We start from the raw sequence: 17,403 nt of genomic DNA, 5'->3' as shown, positions 1-17,403 counted from the left end.
TTAAAATTTATAAAACGAGGAACATTACCTTGAATCAAGCCAATAAACAAGCGATCAGAGTCGCATTAGTGACTGGAGCTAGCCGACGAATAGGCGCTGCCATCGCCAAACAACTGCATCAAGCAGGTTTTAAAGTGCTTATTCATTGTCATCATTCCTCGCCTGAGGCGAAGAATTTAGCAGAGCTGCTCAATCAACAACGCCCGGATTCTGCAGTTGTTTTACAACAGGATCTCTGTGCTCACGAGGCAGCTCAGCGTTTGATTGTTGAGACTATTGCCTGGGCGGGGCAGTTGGATCTTTTGGTCAATAATGCTTCTATTTTTACCCGTACTCCCTTAACTCATTTTGAAGAGAACGATTGGGACGCGTTATTCACGACTAACGTGAAAGCTCCATTTTTATTAAGTCTTGCCGCTCAACCTTATCTTGCCAAGCAGCAGGGAGCCATTATTAATCTCACGGATATTCATGCGGAAAGGCCACTCAAAGATTACACTGTCTATTGCCAAACGAAAGCAGCGCTAGTCATGCAAACAAAAGCCTTAGCACGTGAGTTTGCTCCACAGGTACGTGTTAATGCGATTGCGCCTGGAGCGATTGCTTGGCCCGAGCAAGCGAATGCACTGTCGTTGGAATTGCAGAATGAAATTATTGCTAAAACACCGCTAAAACGACACGGCGATCCGGCTTTTATTGCGCAAGCGGTATTGGCGCTTGTGGAAAATCCTTTTATTACCGGGCAGATTCTCAATGTGGACGGCGGGCGGAGTATTTAGTTTCTTCGTCATTGCGCATGGTTGAATTCTTCGTAAATCTAGATAAAAACATGCCAGAAAGGTTCGTAATCCGTTCGGGTTGAGGAAGCCGCAGGCCTGGGGGATCTTCACTTTTTTTTGAGCAAAAATAGGTGTTGCTCCATCCGTTCGGGCTGAGTCCTTCGAGAGCCTCAGGATGCTCGGGTGCGCGTAGCGCTGTCTCGAAGCCTTGGTGCAAAGCCCCCCTTCGAGTACCTCAGGCAGGCCTTCGAGACGTCGCTGGCGCTCATCCTCAGGCTGAATGGTTCAGTAAAACACTGGATTTGGCTCGACTATTATTCAAAAAAAAAGTGAAGATACCTCAGCCCGAACGGGTTAATAGTCTTCGGAATTCACCTACGCAACAATGCCGTCAAGCCACCCTCTCATTTTCTTCCTGAGTTTTTGTCAGTAACCGATTCGCAAAAGCAATAGAAAGGACGGATACAAGCAAGGTCAAATGAATGACTACTTGCCACATGACCGTATAATTAGTTTGTTTAGTCGGATCAATAAACGTCCTTAATAAGTGGATGGAAGAAATACCGATCAAGGCAAGCGCAAGTTTAATTTTCATCGCTCCTGCATCTAAATGATCCAACCACTCAGGTTGATCAGGATGAGTATGTAAATCAAGGCGCGAGATAAAGGTTTCATAACCGCCAAGTACCACCATGATGAGCAAATTAGCAATCATGACCACATCAATGAGATCTAAGACTCCCAACATAATATGGGTATCATCAAAACCATTAATATTGATAACAAGATGCGCTAATTCAATCAGATAGCGATAAACATAGGCTGCTAAAATAACTAAAAGACCGATATAAAGAGGTAATTGTAACCACCGACCCATAAAAAAGGCATGGCCGATAATCGTTTTGAGTTTAGGCATTTATTTTTCCTATTATGTTTCATAAATCCACACAATGTTGGCATTATGCACTGTCATCGAGCTTAGTCAAGAATGATCTAAGCCAAGATTCTACTTGGGCAAGTTTGTCCAAGCGATAAAAAGCTTGTAATTGATTCGCGTCTAACTGGTTCCTGAAATAATAACGGACAAGCGATTTGCTTTGTAATAAGGCCTTATATTCATTTTCTAACTGTGCCAAGCCTTGCAAATGTTGGCAAAAAAGACCAATCGATTCATTTGCACTAATTTGGATGGTTTCTTGGTTAAGTAAATTTTGATACAACCAGGGTTTACCCGTTCCTGCACGAGAAATCATGAAGGCATCACAGCGGGTCTGATTTAAGGCTTCTTGCAAACTTTGGTACTCAGAAATATCGCCATTGGCAATAACAGGAATGGTTATCTGCTGTTTTATTTGCGCTATTTGCTCCCAGTTATTGGCTTGATCATAATCCTCGGTCCAGCGTCTACCGTGGATGATTAATGCGTCTGCTCCGGCTTCTTCAAGACTTTTAGCGAGTTTAAAATCAGATTCATTTCCCAGAATACGGAGTTTAACGGTTAGCGGAATCTTAATGGCTTGGCGTACCGCGCTAACAATCGCCAGGAGTTCCTCAGGTTTTTCCAGCAAAGCACTTCCCGCACCTTTTTTGCGAATTTTGGTTTTAGGGCAACCGCAATTGATGTCGATCAAATTAGCCCCAATGGCTTCAAGACGAGTGGCTGCCTGCGCCATAATCACCGGATTCGTTCCCGCAATTTGATAGCAGAGCTGCTTTTCATTGACAGCACGATGCAAATAACGTGAATGCAGGGAATGCTTATGAATGACATCATGGGCCGAAATCATTTCCGAAACACAGTAAGCCGGGGGTCTGAATTGCGCAAATAGGGTTCGAAAAGGGGCGCAACTAAACCCTGCCAAAGGCCCTTGAATAAGGCGATGTGCTAAATTTAATGTTCCTATCGATAGTGGACTATTGAAGAAAGATTGCATTTGACTGCGCTAAGAACGGATGAAATGAACAGCGATTACGAGTATTATACCGCTAGTCTTTGTTTTTGGGTAAGTGAATGGATAAAAAATATTATTCGCCTTTAGAATTGATTAAAATTGCGACTCAACATGCTTATTGTGCCGAGCATTTATTGCAAGATAATGCGGAAATAATTATTTCCGGGCGAGGAGTCATTGATACTTTAGATCCTGTTGTATCCCTCATGTATTCGGCGTTTGAGTTAACCTTAAAAGCCTATCTACTTCATGACTATAAAACAAACAATCAACACAAAAATCTCGTTGAGTTGCTTGTCTTAAGTTCTGAGCTCGGATTGTCCAATCAGGATATCCGTTTACTAAAAATGCTCTCTCGACAATATGCATTTCGCAAAGGAATTGATTATGAATTATGGGATGATCGGCAGCAATTATTGGTTTTTTGTGTTGAAATTATTGAACTTTATGAGCGCTTGCAGGAGTTAATGCCGCTTGAGTTGCAAAAAGATTATCTAGAAAAACGTTAAAGCAGAAGTATTTTTTTCTAGAGTAAAAGGAACGACGATGGAAAGACGCATTTTACTTGGAATATCTTCCTGTCTTATTGGCGAAAAAGTTCGCTTCGATGGAGGACATAAACGGAATAGTTATTTATGTGAGCTTCTTGCCAATTATGTTGATTTTCTGCCTATTTGTCCTGAGGTTGCAATTGGTTTAGGCATACCGAGGGCAGCTATCCGTTTGGTGGGCAATCCTAAATCACCCCGTCTCGTAGAGGTGAATAACCCGCAACAAGATTACACTCAGATAATGCAGGAATTTGCTAATTCGACAATAAAACAACTAACTAATATTAGTGGTTATATACTGAAAAGCCAATCACCGACCTGCGGTCTGAAGCAAGTTAAAGTATATCAAGACAAAGGAGTCGCACCTAAATTAGGACAAGGTCTGTTTGCCAAGGTGCTTGCAGAAAGATTCCCCTGTTTACCTATTGAAGAAGAAGGCCGATTAAACGATCCCAAACTACGTGAAAATTTTATCGAAAGACTATTTATTTATCATGATTGGCAAACCACTAGAGAATCCGATTTTACAGTGAATGCACTCATTAAGTTTCACACCCGTTATAAGTTAACCTTGATGGCTCATCAACCTAGTAAAAGTCGAGACTTGGGTAAGTTTGTGAGTCAAATAAATCAAAAAAATTTGTCGGTTTTGGCCTCTGAATATATTTATAATTTCATGAAGATTATGAGTTTGGTTGCGACACCGAATACGCATGCGAATGTTTTACAACATTGCCTAGGCTATTTTAAAACAGTTCTCAGTAAAAATGATAAACAAGAATTAGTGACAATTATTAATAATTATCGGCAGGGATTACTACCTTTAATTGTACCCCTTACCTTAGTTAATCATCATTTAATAAATCATCCACAACCCTATTTAGAGGGTCAAAGTTATTTATCACCTTACCCTGACGAGTTAATGCTAAGAAATCACATTTAATCCGCTGATTATTTAATTGACTTATACTTTTCCAGCGCTAGTTGTCGGGCACTATTATGCTCAACAAGGGGGTAGGGATAATCGCTGCCTAAACGGATCGGAAGTTCATGCGCGGGTGCTTCCCAGGGTTTATGCAGCCATTTAAGCGGTAGGGATGTTAACTCAGGAACCCACTTTCTTACATATTCTCCTTGACGGTCAAATTTTTCACCCTGAAGAACGGGATTAAAAATACGAAAATAAGGTGCAGAATCAACGCCAGAACCTGCAACCCACTGCCAATTAGTAGAGTTACTTGCTAAGTCTGCATCGAGTAAAGTATACAAAAACCATTCAGCACCTTTGCGCCAATCAATCAACAAATCTTTGACTAGAAACGAGGCGACGATCATGCGAACGCGATTATGCATATAACCTGTACGCCATAATTCACGCATCCCGGCATCCACGATCGGATAACCTGTTAAACCGCGTTGCCAGCGCAACAAGTTTTGATGATCATTGTGCCAAGAAAAATTATCAAATTCTTGTCTGAAATTTTGCTGTGGTAAATTCGGATAATGATAGAGAAGATGATAGGAAAACTCTCGCCATCCTAATTCGGACTGAAAACATTCAATCGAGCCCAAATGATAGTTTTTTGTCAGTTTTGCCTCTTCCATCGCTCGCCAGATTTGCCAGGGGCTAATTTCACCAAAATGTAAATGCGGCGATAAATAAGACGTAGCTACTCTAAACGGTTCGTCACGATAATTTTTATAATTTTGCAGATGATTTTCGATGAAAAAATTGAGTTTTTGAGTTGCAGATGTTTCGCCTGGCTTCCAGTAATCTGCAAATTCTTTAGCCCAATTTGGCCTGCTGGGCAATAAATTCCAATCGCTAAGTTGGTCAGATTTTAAGGCAGGATATCTGGGCCCATGCTTTATTGTTTTTAGCGAGGGAATTTCTATTTGCCGCAAACATTGCTTCCAGAAAGGGGTAAATATTTTAAAATTTTCCCCCGCTTTATTTTTCACTGTCCAAGGCTCATTTAATAAATAACCATTAAAACTTTTAACTGTTAAACCGAGTGTTTTTAGTTCTGATTTAATGATTTTATCCTGCTCAATACGCGTTGGTTCATAGCCACGATTCCAATAAATTGCATCCACCTGAAATTCTTTGATTAGCTCTTTCAAGACCACCAGTGGAAGTCCATGTTTTAGAGCTAAATCCAAGCCCTGTTTTTTTAACTCTTTTTGTAAAGCCAACAAGCTATGATGCAACCACCAACCTTGTGCAGCACCAACTGATTCCAAAGGATTTTTTCCGGCGATATAGATCGGAATAACCCATTGATGTTGCTCGCAGGCTGTCGCTAAGGCAGGATTATCCTGACAACGTAAATCTTGCCGAAACCATACGATTGCAGTTGACATGTATAGTGCTCCAAAAAATGTTAACTGGGGGTAGTTTGTTACCAGTTCGCTGGAAATATGAATTGTAGAGATAGGGTACCTCAGAGTACTTAGTTTGCAAATTTTTGTATTTAATCGCAGGATCAGACTCAGAACCGTCTTGGCATTGGTTTAGTTTCACGTTAGGATAATATTCTTTTGCACAAGGTAAGCTTATGGAGCAGTTAGATCTTAGTTCAACGCAAGCAGTGCAACAACAACTCTTACAATTGAGTGAGCATCTTAATGGACGCATTCTTGGACAAAAAGGATTGGTGTCACGTTTGTTAATCGCTTTACTTGCAGATGGTCATTTGTTGGTAGAAGGAGCGCCAGGGCTTGCTAAAACGCGTGCTGTGAAAGAATTGTCTTCTGTGGTCGAAGGTGATTTCCATCGCATTCAATTTACTCCCGATTTACTGCCTGGGGATTTGACTGGCACGGATATTTATCATCCTGAAAATGGCTCTTTCGTTTTTCAACCCGGTCCTATTTTTCATCATCTCATTCTCGCGGATGAAATCAATCGAGCACCCGCTAAAGTGCAATCTGCCTTGCTAGAGGCAATGGCCGAACGACAGGTGACGATTGGGGGCAAAACTTACCCATTACCAGAATTATTTTTGGTCATGGCAACACAGAATCCTATCGAACAAGAGGGAACCTATCCCTTACCAGAAGCCCAGTTGGACCGTTTTTTGATGTATGTCCGCATTGGCTATCCAGATGCGCAGGTCGAATATGACATTTTAAACTTAGCCCGACGAGAAGCTGCGGGTGGTGAAGGAAGTCAAGCGGCAGCAATTCAGCCCTTGAGTCAAGTGACTTTATTTGATGCAAGGCAGGAGGTGTTGCAAGTTCACACCAGTGAAGCTTTAGAAAATTATTTGGTACAACTAGTCGTTGCTACGCGAAATCCAGCAGTTTATAGCGATGAGTTGGCTCGCTGGGTACGTTTCGGTGCAAGCCCACGCGCAACGATTGCGCTGGATCGCTGCTCAAAAGCGCACGCCTGGTTGGCGGGTCGCAATTATGTCACACCGGAAGATATTCATGTGATTGCTCATGATGTTCTTCGTCATCGTATTCTATTAAGTTTCGAAGCAGAAGCGGAAGGAGTGACCAGCGATGATTTCATCGATTCCTTACTGCGATTGGTTGCCGTGCCTTAGGATTTGCTATGACTGAAGGGGTTACAGTTCAACTGGATGAGTTAATCGCTCTGAGGCGCTATGCACAGCGTGTGCATTATAATCCCGTGGGGAGTGCTATACGGGCAGGTAATCATTTGTCTAAATTACGTGGACGAGGTATGGATTTTGCCGAAGCCCGAAACTATCAAGCCGGTGACGAAATTCGCCATATGGAATGGCGAGTCACAGCGCGCACTGGTCGCCCCCATGTCAAGCTTTATCAGGAAGAAAGAGAACGCCCTGTTGTTATTCTCAGCGATTTTAATCCCTCGATGTTTTTTGGCACCCGGTTAGCGTTTAAATCGGTCATCGCTGCTCGTCTTGCCGCAATGCTCGCCTGGACTGCAATAAAACAGGGCGATCGGGTAGGCGGTTTATTTTTTTCAGCAAAAGAACACAATGAGTTTACCCCTCGGAGCCGAGAAACAGCAGTTCTACCTTTATTAGCGTCATTAAGTCAGTACACGCAAATGGGAGTAGTAAATAATGGCTCCCAATCAAAACCTTTAAGTGATGCCTTAACCCGGGTTCGTCGCGTTTTGCGACCAGGTAGTATTTTAGTGTTGATTAGCGATTTTTATAATATGGATGCAGATAGCGAACAACATTTAAGTCGCTTACGTTACCATAATGATGTCTTGGTTTATCACATCTGCGATCCCTTGGAGCTTTCCCCCCCCAAACCACAACATTATGCGATCACGGATGGGCAGCAAGAACTATTGCTGGATACAACAATTCATGAGGTGACTCAAGGTTATAAAAATTACTGTGAAGAGCGAATTGCTCGTTTACAAGCGCAATTTAAGCGCTTGCAAATCCAATACGTGCAATTGACGGCTGAAGCCAATTTACCGCAGGTTGTACGTCAGACTTTTCCTAGGAGATCGCGTGGCTGAGTCGCAAGCAATACTGGCAAAACTACATGACATTAAATTACCCACCCCAATTAGTTGGTGGCCTTTGGCACCTGGATGGTATCTTTTACTCGTATTAATTTTAATTCTTATCGCGGTTTTAAGCTATCTAGCCCGGCGTGCTTATTTAAACGGAAGACCAAAACGTCAAGCTTTGCGATTACTGAAGACCTATGAACAGGAATATCAACAGGAACGTAATAGCCAAGTCTGTAGTATGAAAGTATCTGAATTATTGCGTCGCGTGGCCTTGGTGTATTTTCCCAGAGAAGAAGTGGCTAGTCTCCAAGGTGAGGCATGGCTTCATTTTTTGGATAAGACTTCAAAGAAAATTGATTTTAACAAGCTGCGAGCTCATCTATTGGAAACGCCTTATCAACCGACAAGTGATGCGGATTTGCAGCCCCTATTTCGCTGCGCAAACGCTTGGATTAAGCAACGAGGTGCACCATGTTTGAGCTAGCTGACCCATGGGTTTTATTGTGCATACCGCTGCCTTTTTTGATTTGGTTTTTAGTTCCTCGAGCCGTGCTGCAATTGCCTACTGCGCTGAAGGTGCCTTTCTACAATGCTCTGCTGCCGATTGTCGATAACAAAAAAACGGCTTTTGCAGGACAAACTCAGATCAATTTGTTTTTTGTTATTTGGTGCTTATTAGCTATAGCCGCAGCAGGACCGCGTTGGGTCGGTGAACCTCAGCCTCTGACCCGCGAAGGTCGTAATATCATGTTAGCCCTGGATTTATCAGGTAGTATGGAACTGTCAGATATGCTGCTAAATGGCCGCCCTGTTAGTCGCTTAGCGGTGGTCAAACGTGCTGCAGAAGAATTTGTACAAGCGCGCGTGGGTGATCGCATTGGTTTGATTTTGTTTGGAACTCGCGCTTATTTACAAACACCGCTTACTTATGATCGTCAAAATGTGCTACTGCGTTTAGAAGATGCCACAGTCGGTTTGGCCGGCCAAACGACCTCTATTGGTGATGCCATTGGTTTGGCAGTCAAGCGTTTACAAGATGTTCCAGCGCAAGGGCGAATGATTATCTTATTAACCGATGGCGCGAATAATTCAGGAATGTTACTGCCGTTAAAAGCGGCTGAATTGGCAAAACTCGATGATATCAAAATTTACACGATTGGTTTGGGGTCGGAATCTGATCCGCGTGCAACGGGCGGGCTCTTTTTTAACCCGAATCCTTCTTCAGATTTAGATGAAGAAACTTTACAAAAAGTAGCAGAAATTACCGGAGGTCGTTATTTCCGTGCGACAGACATCCAATCTCTGCAAGAGATTTATGAAAGCATAAACCAATTAGAAACAGTGAGTCAGGATCAGGCAACCATCCGGCCCCAACAAGATTATTATTCTTGGCCACTCAGTTTGGCACTCATACTGCTACTCTATTGGCTTGGCAAAAAAGCAGGATTACAGTCTGCTTTTTCTCGCCGGGAGGTACCCAACTATGACTGAGTTTCATTTTCTTCGTCCCTGGTGGCTTTTGGCAATTTTAGCGTTGCTTGGATTATTTTGGCTGATATGGCGAAAAGGTCCGCAATCTGATGCTTGGTCAGCAGTCTGTGATAAGCATTTACTTGAACATTTAGTGCAATCAAAAGGGCAAGGACGACGCAATTTAGCGCTGTTCTCGCTGCTTATCAGTGGATTATGCCTATGCATTAGTTTAGCCGGTCCAACTTGGTCGCGTTTGCCAGTACCTTCATTTAGACAAATTCAGCCGAGAGTAATCGTGTTGGATATGTCTAATTCGATGTTAGTCAGTGATTTAACCCCTGATCGCCTAACTCGAGCTAAGTTTAAATTACATGATTTATTTAAACGTCGTGATGTTGGCCAATTTGGTTTAATAGTTTATACCAGCGAACCTTTTGTTGTTTCTCCTCTTACTGATGATGCACAAACAATAGACGCGCTATTGTCCTCACTTAACCCCGACATTATGCCTGTGGAAGGACAGCAGCTGGATACGGCCTTAGAAGAGGCTGGTCGATTGATCAAGAATGCAGGCTTTAAACAAGGTCAAATACTGGTGCTGACTGGGGAAACACCCAGTTCTGCTGCCGCGGCAGTCGCGAAAGATCTTGCTGCGAAGCAAATCTATACTTCGGTCATGCCAATTATTGCTAATAAAACCTTGAGTCCTTTATATCAAGATTTAGCGACTGCGGGTCAGGGACAATTAATTCCATTCTCCGATACCTCTGATGATCTCGATCAATGGTTAACAAATTCGGTCAATCAAGAAAAATTTATGCTCAGTGAATCTAACGATATACCTTTGTGGCGAGATGAAGGGCGCTGGTTTTTATTGCCGGCTCTACTCTTTTTGTTGCCAGTTTTTAGACGAGGATGGTTACAGAGGATAACCTCATGAGAGTTTGGTGGCTGTTATTATTATCTGTTTTTGCTTGTAACAGTTATGCCTGGAGCTGGGCTGATTTGTGGTCAACTAAAGATCAACAAGCGCAAAATCTGATGAAGCAAGGTCAATATAAACAGGCTGAGACTACCTTTCAGCACCAAGATTGGCGTGCAGCCGCGGCCTATCGCGCCGGAGATTATGATCAGGCAGCAAAACAATATCAATCGCTGCAAAATGAGCAGAGTTATTATAATCAGGGAAATGCACTAGCTCATCTGGGTCAATATGAGAAAGCAATTAAAGCTTATAATCAGGCAATTGCGCTAAATCCCAATAATAAAGATGCCTTATTCAATCGTAAATTATTGGAAGATTTTTTAAAGAAAAATAAAAACCAGCAAGACCAAAATCAGCAGGATAAAAACCAGCAAGACCAAAAGCAGCAGGATAAAAATCAACAAGGCGAAAATCAGCAGGATAAAAACCAGCAAGACCAAAATCAGCAGGATAAAAATCAACAAGGCCAAAATCAGCAGGATAAAAACCAGCAAGGTCAGAATCAGCAAGATAAAAACCAGCAAGGCCAAAATCAGCAGGATAAAAACCAGCAAGGTCAGAATCAGCAAGATAAAAACCAGCAAGGCCAAAATCAGCAGGATAAAAACCAACAAGGTCAGGATCAGCAGGATAAAAACCAGCAAGGTCAGGATCAGCAGGATAAAAACCAAAAGGGTCAGGATCAGCAAGATAAAAATCAGCAAGGTCAGGATCAGCAGGATAAAAACCAGAAGGGTCAGGATCAGCAAGATAAAAATCAGCAGACAAAAGCAAAACAAAATAAAAATGCCGCTACAGGCAAGGATAATACGCAATCGGCTGAAGAACTTGAAAAACAACAAGCAAAAGACCAGTGGTTAAAATTAATTCCAGATGATCCCGGTGGATTGATGCGAGAAAAATTTTTGCGTGATCATCTACGTAGAGAAGGTGGGTGGTATCAATGAAACGATTATTATTAAGTTTATTTTTGATTGGCTGTAATAGTATCGCCTTTGCGCTTGTTACTTTGCAAGTCGAGGCACCCCAAGTGCAAATGGGGGAAAATTTCACCTTAAATTTAAGAATTGAGGGGAATCAAATTAATTCGGTGCCTGATTTAACGCCCTTGCAAAAAGATTTTACGATTGTGGGGACAGAAAGTAATATAAATTACAACATCATGAACGGTAAAGTTCGCGCCGTGAGTGAGTGGACCATCACATTAACGCCTAAGCGCAGCGGCGTTCTACCTATCCCTGCTTTGCGAATAGGCCAAGAAAAAACCAACCCAATCAGTATTGAAATTACCCAATATCCACCTTCTGGCAATCAACCCAGTACAAGCAAACCAGGGGCTATGCAACAACCCCAACAGCAAGATGTGGTGTTGTTGGCTGATGCCGATGTGAGCCAGCCTTTTGTCAATCAACAAGTTATTTATACCGTTAAATTGTTTAACAGTAGCCGATTACTCGATGCCAATTATTTACCCCCAAAGGTTGATGATGCACTGTTTGTACCTTTTGGTGACGGACGACGCTATCAAGTCACCAATAATGGGCGACTTTATGCCGTAGAAGAACAGCAATTTGCCTTATTTCCGCAAAAAAGTGGTGATTTGAAAATTAATCCGCCTACATTTAGTGCCTTAGTTTATGATTTGAATGGACCTAGGCGTGTTAATGTGGCAGCGCAGCCTGTCGTGCTTAAAGTACAGCCCATTCCCGCGCAAAATAAAGGAAGAAATTGGCTACCTGCTAAACAGATTACCTTGAGTGAAAGTTATGATAAAAACACAAGTTCTTTAACTGAGGGGAATACTCTTGAACGAAAGGTGACTTTGCAAGCGGTCGCAGTACCCGCGCAATTGCTGCCTACTTTAAATTTTGGTAGCTCTGATCAATTTAGTATTTATCCCGATAAACCGATAGTGAACAATAGTTTTAAACAGCAAGATCTCATCGGTTCTTCAACGGTGAAAGTAACTTATTTGCTTAATAAAGTGGGTAAAGTCACGATTCCGCCATTAAACCTACCTTGGTTCAACACAGTGACCGCCAAAGAAGAAATTAGTTCATTGCCTGGGTTTACTATTAATGTGGTTGCTGCTGCAGGACAACATAAGCCGATCCCAACTTCTCCAGCGGTTGTAACCACTAAACCTGCACAACAATTAAGCCCTCAACCCCAAGACAATAAACCCTTAGAAAAACCAACAGCGAAATCTCATACGAGTTTTGCTTGGTGGGCTGCGGGTGGATTTGCCATCGCTTGGCTAATGACAATAATCGCTTGGCGTCGGCAACGATCGACCAATCCTGATAAACCCAGTAAAGGCCAAGCTTTAAGGCAAGTGCAACAAGCCTGTTTAAGCAATAATCCAAGACAAGCAAGGGATGCCATGCTGAGATGGGGACGGATGCAATGGCCTGTGGCCAATTTGTTAAATTTAATCGATTTAGAAAATTTAGTGGATGATCCGGTTTTAAAACAACAAATTCACCTGCTTTCCCAAGTTTTATACCATGATAATGGCGCGCAAAAAGCATGGCGAGGGGAACCACTCTGGCAGGCGGTGTCTAATTTCCAACGTTCTTCATCGTCTGAGAAGAAGGATAATAACCCGCTTCCTCCAATCCATCGATTATAAGTCTCCATTCGCGAGAATGGCTTAGAAACCTAGGGTAGGCGAAGCTCTCTCCCGCGAAGAGCCTGGTCCATTATTCAGATTTCTTGCGCGAGAAAAGGGAGAGGTCGATACGTCTATTCACTCCCTCGCCCGCACAAGAGGCTAACTAGTAGGATGATTTCTTTCGCGGGAGAGGGAACAACTCCCGAGAAATATAGAGTCTTGACTCAACGCGATTATCTAGCGACTCCCGTGGTCTGAACACGGTGCTCTTATATAGAGTTAAACAGTTTTTACAAATCCATAAAGCCCCGAGTCAACGTTGCGGGGATTAACTGAAATAAATTTTAGGAAGAATCCTATGCAGTTTAGTGAATATTATAAACAAGACGCACATGGTTTAGCTAAGCTCATAAGGACTAAACAAATAAGTGCTGAAGAAGCCTTAGATTGCGCAATCAAACGCATGCACGAAGTTAATCCTGTGCTGAATGCTATCGTTGCAGATTGTAGCGATTGGGCTTATCAACAACTGAAATTGATGCGAGGCGATGAGCCATTATATGGGGTTCCTGTTCTAGTAAAAGATTTGGGGTTTATGATAGAAGGTGTACCTTATACTGCGGGCTCGCGCTTTTGTGCCTCCGCCATTTCCCCAATAACTAGTGATTTTATTAAGCGTTTACTTGCTTTAGGAATGTTGCCTTTTGCTACGACCAATGTCCCTGAACTGGGTTTATCCTATGTGACGGAATCTATTTTACATGGACCCTGCAAAAATCCCTATGACTTAAAACGTACTCCAGGAGGATCTTCGGGCGGCTCGGCAGCAGCAGTTGCAGCGGGAATAGCCCCGGTCGCCACGGGGAATGATGGCGGTGGTTCTATTCGTATTCCCGCGTCCTGCTGCGGCTTATTTGGCTTTAAACCGACACCTGGTTTAATATCCACCGGCCCTTTAGTAGGAGAAGCTTGGTCTGGGTTGGCTACGAGTCATGTTTTAACTCGCAGCGTACGTGATTCTGCCCTCTTATTTGATTTATTGACTGTAGCGAATCTTAAAAATCCTGGGCAATCAGTCCATCGTCTTTCTAAGCAGCGCCAATCCTCACGTCCTCTAACAATTGCCCTACTAGAAGGTGCATTTGCCCCCGTACCTGTCGCTAAACCTTGTATTGATGTGTTAGAACAAGCGATTCGCCTATTAACATCGCTTGGGCATCATGTTGTTAAACGGAAATTGGATTTGAATTTGGCTGAAATAGGCGAATCAGTCATCACCATGATTGCAGCGAATACTTGCGCAGAAATCGAATATGGAGAGTTGATTTTTAATCGAAAAGTTAAGAAAAATGAGCTTGAACCGGTTACCTGGGAGTTTATGACACAAGGTAAAACGATAAGCGCTTCCCAATTAATTATGGCAAAAAATAAAGTCTATCAACACATGCGGCCCGTTCATGAATTATTCATGGAAATCGATGTGATTTTGACTCCGGCTTTAGCGCAATTACCACTGTTGATTGGCAGTCTGGCAACCGATGATAATTTCGCAGATTATTTACAAAAAAATACGGAGTTTTCGCCCTTTACTTCGTTATTTAATCAAGCCGGCTTGCCAGCTATGACCATACCGGTTATGTATCATGAAAGACTGCCTCTTGCAGTGCAATTTGCTGCAGCAAAAGGGCAAGATAAATTGCTTCTCGATTTAGCGAGTCAATTACAAAAAGAATTTGTCGAGTTTAGGCAGCCGGAATTAGTGTAGATTGAGACTTAGCCCAACAAATTCATTTTAAAAACTCGCTTCATTAAATCGAAGTCGGATTGGGTACAATGTTTGGCTAAGGCTTAGCCTACTTTTTCCACGTATTAAGTGATAAACGCTAGTTAAATATTTATCAATGCCTCGCTATTTAATAAGCACTAGGATATAATATTGCCACTTGTGCTTTTTTGTATTCCTCGTTGAAACATTTTCTTCGTGAAATCCCTCTTTTGTAGTTCAAAGTAGCGAATCGCGTCGCAATAAAATGCTTCTACCTTGGGTTCTACTAGTGCAAGTTGTTTTTAATTTAATTTGGAAAGTTGAAATGTCTGGTACAAAAGAAACCGGCCACGTTAAGTGGTTTAATGATGAGAAAGGTTATGGCTTTATTAGTCGTGATAATGGTCAAGACGATGTGTTCGTTCATTTTCGTTCGATCAACAGCTCCGCTAATCGTAAGTCATTGCTCGAGGGTCAACGAGTAGAGTTTTTAGTGACTAAAGGACCTAAAGGTCTACAAGCGGAAGACGTTACCGCCTTATAATCTTGCTGTTTCCTCCATCTTTCCCCCTTTGTTGACGGACTTTGTGCGTCAACAAAGGGGGGATGATCCCATCATCTGCTCTATTTTCTTATTATTTGAAACGAGACTAGCGTTGGTCTTATCTAGATTCAATTATCCAATTTGAGTTAAATTAAAGGAATAATCTGCCGCTTATACGGACTTTAATTGGATACCGAATGATAAGATTAATTGTGCTATTTTTTGCGGTAATCCCCCTTTTTTCTTACTCGTCAATCCAGGTCAATGGTCATTTGATTGTTAGTAAATCATGCCCGGCTTATCTGTCTAAAAATAAAAAAACTAATCCGGAGCAGCTATTCATCCAACCGGGCCAACAATACGAAATCAAAGAGATTAATCGACTGTTTAATCCAAAGTGGCTAAGAATTAAGTGGAATAATCCTGCTGCTAATTCTTTGCGATGGGTTAATACCGATTGTGGAGGGTATAATTATCAGTTAAGCACTAATAGTTCCTGTATTCAACGTCCTGGTTTGGCGGATTCTTATGTGTTAGCACTTAGTTGGCAGCCTGCCTTTTGCCAAGCTCACGGGCATGAAACGGGTAAACCGGAATGTTTGCATCTGCGCTCTAATTCATTTCAAGCCAGTCATCTCGTATTACATGGCTTATGGCCCAGCCAGCGAAACTGTGGTCAACAATATAATTATTGTCATGGTTTAATGCGTAGTCGTAATTGCGATTACTCCCCGCTTTCTTTAAGTGCAACTGTCGCTGGTAATCTAAAACAAATGATGCCAAGTTATGCCCATGGTAGCTGTCTTGAGCGCTATGAATGGAACAAACATGGTAGCTGTCAAACCTTATCTGCTGATGATTATTTCTCTCTCGCAATCCGCTTAAATAGAGAGGCGAATCAAACTGCATTAGGCCAGTTTTTGCATGAACATATAGGATATACAGTACAACGAGGACAGTTAAGAGAAATGATTCGCCGCTCCTTCGGGCGAAATGCAACGCGAAAGGTTTATTTGGGCTGCAAAAAGGGTATGTTAATCGATATTTACATCCAGTTACCGGCCTTAATTCCGGCTAATGAATCCTTGCAATCATTGGTGCAAAAAGCCCCAGATTTTGAGCATTATGAAACTTGTCCCGGAAAGATTATGATTTCCGATTTTAATAACGATTCTTGGTTTTAATATGGGAATTGTATCTTGCGCATCTTGATAACTTCATCTAATGTAGGGTAATTCGATAACTAGAACGTGGATCCTGTTGATGCGGTATTTTTTCTTGATATTTAGCCTATTACTTTCAAGTTGCATTCATCAGCCACAAGTACTCCCACCAACATTAAAAGGAAGAGCGCAGGAACATTTCGTCCCTCCCTTTACCCAAGTACGGGTTGAAGGAATAATTAATGTCAGTTTGCATAGCGGTTACAAACATCAAGAAATCATTCTTCGTGGCGATCCTCGAGACTTAGGAAATGTTCTTATTGAACCTAAAGGGAATAATTTGTTGATTAAATTGCCCAAAGGCCATCCTAACTTTGGTGAAGTCACGGCAGAAATTCATGCCAATGTTTTAAAGGGTTTTTCCTATGAGGGAGAGGGCACCATTGTAGGAAATAATATTCATTCAGGATTCCTTGAATTATCAATTGATAATTCGGGAGACACTACGCTGGGAGGCTATATTGTCTTGCGTAAACTGAAGGCAAGTGGCGGTGGTAATATTCAGATTAGTGGAGTGAATACTCAATATTTACAGCTAGATATTATAAACAAAACTAAAGTGCAGTTATCCGGTGTCATTAGTTTATCTCGAATTAATCTAGCTGATAATTCCTTATTATGCATGTATTGGGTGAAATCACCTTTATTATCTATTTGTCAAAGAGGCAAGTCTCTGGTTCAATTAGCTGGTACCGTGGATAAGCTCGATGTTGAGTTATGGGATTCGGCTCATTTTAATGGTCGCTATCTTCGTGCAAAAAATGCATTTGTGAAAACACATGATCGCTCTGTAGCCGATATAATGGCAATAAAGCATCAACATACTTTAGCGACAGATTCTAGCGATATCTATTTTTATAAAGTACCCAAGACCTCAGCTGATTTTATGGCTTATGCCGGCTCTGTACTTGATATGCGGGACTGGAATCGCCCCGAGCTGCATGATTATACGCGTTACAATAGCCCAAGCTCCGCGCCAGGAGAGGTACCTTTAATTGCCGGTCTTTCGAAGTAATGCATCGTGGTTACGGGAATTCATTCGCTTA

17 protein-coding genes are annotated in these 17,403 nt (G+C 42.1%); 14 read left to right on the top strand and 3 right to left on the bottom strand.

Features of this window, described 5'->3' with window-relative positions; genetic code table 11:
• The first annotated feature begins 29 nt into the window (after window positions 1-29).
• Entirely contained in the window at window positions 30-779 is a 750-nt protein-coding gene (locus tag Ldro_RS08415) for a pteridine reductase (RefSeq protein ID WP_058495945.1), read from the top strand.
• A gap of 391 nt (window positions 780-1,170) precedes the next feature.
• On the opposite strand, the gene Ldro_RS08410 is transcribed toward Ldro_RS08415, so the two are convergent.
• Both Ldro_RS08410 and Ldro_RS08405 read right to left on the bottom strand, forming a co-directional pair.
• Entirely contained in the window at window positions 1,171-1,695 is a 525-nt protein-coding gene (locus Ldro_RS08410) for a TIGR00645 family protein (RefSeq protein WP_058495944.1), read from the bottom strand.
• A gap of 43 nt (window positions 1,696-1,738) precedes the next feature.
• Window positions 1,739-2,713, bottom strand: a complete 975-nt coding sequence (locus tag Ldro_RS08405) for a tRNA dihydrouridine synthase (RefSeq protein WP_058495943.1) — start codon at window positions 2,711-2,713, stop codon at window positions 1,739-1,741.
• A gap of 77 nt (window positions 2,714-2,790) precedes the next feature.
• Between Ldro_RS08405 and Ldro_RS08400 the strand changes: the two genes are divergently transcribed.
• A complete protein-coding gene (locus tag Ldro_RS08400; RefSeq protein WP_058495942.1) occupies window positions 2,791-3,240 on the top strand; it encodes a hypothetical protein in 450 nt (149 codons plus the stop codon).
• A gap of 37 nt (window positions 3,241-3,277) precedes the next feature.
• A complete protein-coding gene (locus Ldro_RS08395; RefSeq protein WP_058495941.1) occupies window positions 3,278-4,225 on the top strand; it encodes a YbgA family protein in 948 nt (315 codons plus the stop codon).
• An 8-nt stretch (window positions 4,226-4,233) separates the two neighbouring features.
• Here Ldro_RS08395 and Ldro_RS08390 read toward each other — a convergent pair whose 3' ends face one another.
• Complete coding sequence (locus tag Ldro_RS08390; protein WP_058495940.1) at window positions 4,234-5,646, bottom strand: cryptochrome/photolyase family protein; 1,413 nt, start codon at window positions 5,644-5,646, stop codon at window positions 4,234-4,236.
• A 194-nt stretch (window positions 5,647-5,840) separates the two neighbouring features.
• On the opposite strand from Ldro_RS08390, the gene Ldro_RS08385 reads away from it, so the two are divergent.
• The 11 genes from Ldro_RS08385 (at window position 5,841) to Ldro_RS08335 (ending at window position 17,372) form a co-directional block, all read left to right on the top strand.
• On the top strand, window positions 5,841-6,836 hold the full coding sequence (locus Ldro_RS08385; protein WP_058495939.1) for an AAA family ATPase: 996 nt from the start codon (window positions 5,841-5,843) through the stop codon (window positions 6,834-6,836).
• A gap of 8 nt (window positions 6,837-6,844) precedes the next feature.
• Entirely contained in the window at window positions 6,845-7,756 is a 912-nt protein-coding gene (locus Ldro_RS08380) for a DUF58 domain-containing protein (protein ID WP_058495938.1), read from the top strand.
• Entirely contained in the window at window positions 7,749-8,237 is a 489-nt protein-coding gene (locus Ldro_RS08375; RefSeq protein ID WP_058495937.1) for a DUF4381 domain-containing protein, read from the top strand. Before Ldro_RS08380 ends, Ldro_RS08375 begins: the two co-directional genes overlap by 8 nt.
• Window positions 8,225-9,244: a vWA domain-containing protein gene (locus Ldro_RS08370; RefSeq protein WP_058495936.1), complete on the top strand. Its 1,020-nt coding sequence runs from the start codon at window positions 8,225-8,227 to the stop codon at window positions 9,242-9,244. The genes Ldro_RS08375 and Ldro_RS08370 overlap by 13 nt, the downstream gene beginning before the upstream one ends.
• A complete protein-coding gene (locus Ldro_RS08365) occupies window positions 9,237-10,166 on the top strand; it encodes a VWA domain-containing protein (protein WP_058495935.1) in 930 nt (309 codons plus the stop codon). The genes Ldro_RS08370 and Ldro_RS08365 overlap by 8 nt, the downstream gene beginning before the upstream one ends.
• Window positions 10,163-11,158 carry a tetratricopeptide repeat protein gene (locus Ldro_RS08360; RefSeq protein ID WP_157066476.1) on the top strand — a complete coding sequence of 332 codons (996 nt, stop codon included), beginning with the start codon at window positions 10,163-10,165 and terminating at the stop codon, window positions 11,156-11,158. Before Ldro_RS08365 ends, Ldro_RS08360 begins: the two co-directional genes overlap by 4 nt.
• Window positions 11,155-12,843 (top strand): BatD family protein, encoded by a 1,689-nt coding sequence (locus Ldro_RS08355; protein WP_058495933.1) that lies wholly within the window; start codon window positions 11,155-11,157, stop codon window positions 12,841-12,843. The genes Ldro_RS08360 and Ldro_RS08355 overlap by 4 nt, the downstream gene beginning before the upstream one ends.
• A 340-nt stretch (window positions 12,844-13,183) precedes the next feature.
• Window positions 13,184-14,590, top strand: a complete 1,407-nt coding sequence (locus tag Ldro_RS08350) for an amidase (protein ID WP_058495932.1) — start codon at window positions 13,184-13,186, stop codon at window positions 14,588-14,590.
• Window positions 14,591-14,915: 325 nt separating this feature from the next.
• Entirely contained in the window at window positions 14,916-15,134 is a 219-nt protein-coding gene (locus tag Ldro_RS08345) for a cold-shock protein (RefSeq protein ID WP_058496098.1), read from the top strand.
• Window positions 15,135-15,331: 197 nt separating this feature from the next.
• Window positions 15,332-16,318, top strand: a complete 987-nt coding sequence (locus Ldro_RS08340; protein WP_083497917.1) for a ribonuclease T2 family protein — start codon at window positions 15,332-15,334, stop codon at window positions 16,316-16,318.
• A 79-nt stretch (window positions 16,319-16,397) separates the two neighbouring features.
• Window positions 16,398-17,372, top strand: a complete 975-nt coding sequence (locus Ldro_RS08335) for a GIN domain-containing protein (protein ID WP_058495931.1) — start codon at window positions 16,398-16,400, stop codon at window positions 17,370-17,372.
• The last annotated feature ends 31 nt before the right edge of the window (window positions 17,373-17,403 follow it).

Source organism: Legionella drozanskii LLAP-1 (assembly GCF_001467585.1).
In the GTDB taxonomy this organism is placed as follows: domain Bacteria; phylum Pseudomonadota; class Gammaproteobacteria; order Legionellales; family Legionellaceae; genus Tatlockia; species Tatlockia drozanskii.
The sequence above is the reverse complement of the archived record's forward strand: the minus strand, read 5'-3'. Positions and strand labels throughout refer to the sequence as shown.

Excerpts from the sequence above, each read along its gene's own strand:
- Ldro_RS08390 (WP_058495940.1), bottom strand. The coding sequence starts at position 5,646 with ATGTCAACTGCAATCGTATGGTTTCGGCAAGATTTACGTTGTCAGGAT.
- Ldro_RS08355 (WP_058495933.1), top strand. The coding sequence starts at position 11,155 with ATGAAACGATTATTATTAAGTTTATTTTTGATTGGCTGTAATAGTATC.
- Ldro_RS08350 (WP_058495932.1), top strand. The coding sequence starts at position 13,184 with ATGCAGTTTAGTGAATATTATAAACAAGACGCACATGGTTTAGCTAAG.
- Ldro_RS08385 (WP_058495939.1), top strand. The coding sequence starts at position 5,841 with ATGGAGCAGTTAGATCTTAGTTCAACGCAAGCAGTGCAACAACAACTC.
- Ldro_RS08365 (WP_058495935.1), top strand. The coding sequence starts at position 9,237 with ATGACTGAGTTTCATTTTCTTCGTCCCTGGTGGCTTTTGGCAATTTTA.
- Ldro_RS08345 (WP_058496098.1), top strand. The coding sequence starts at position 14,916 with ATGTCTGGTACAAAAGAAACCGGCCACGTTAAGTGGTTTAATGATGAG.
- Ldro_RS08370 (WP_058495936.1), top strand. The coding sequence starts at position 8,225 with ATGTTTGAGCTAGCTGACCCATGGGTTTTATTGTGCATACCGCTGCCT.
- Ldro_RS08400 (WP_058495942.1), top strand. The coding sequence starts at position 2,791 with ATGGATAAAAAATATTATTCGCCTTTAGAATTGATTAAAATTGCGACT.
- Ldro_RS08335 (WP_058495931.1), top strand. The coding sequence starts at position 16,398 with ATGCGGTATTTTTTCTTGATATTTAGCCTATTACTTTCAAGTTGCATT.
- Ldro_RS08410 (WP_058495944.1), bottom strand. The coding sequence starts at position 1,695 with ATGCCTAAACTCAAAACGATTATCGGCCATGCCTTTTTTATGGGTCGG.
- Ldro_RS08340 (WP_083497917.1), top strand. The coding sequence starts at position 15,332 with ATGATAAGATTAATTGTGCTATTTTTTGCGGTAATCCCCCTTTTTTCT.
- Ldro_RS08395 (WP_058495941.1), top strand. The coding sequence starts at position 3,278 with ATGGAAAGACGCATTTTACTTGGAATATCTTCCTGTCTTATTGGCGAA.
- Ldro_RS08380 (WP_058495938.1), top strand. The coding sequence starts at position 6,845 with ATGACTGAAGGGGTTACAGTTCAACTGGATGAGTTAATCGCTCTGAGG.
- Ldro_RS08360 (WP_157066476.1), top strand. The coding sequence starts at position 10,163 with ATGAGAGTTTGGTGGCTGTTATTATTATCTGTTTTTGCTTGTAACAGT.
- Ldro_RS08405 (WP_058495943.1), bottom strand. The coding sequence starts at position 2,713 with ATGCAATCTTTCTTCAATAGTCCACTATCGATAGGAACATTAAATTTA.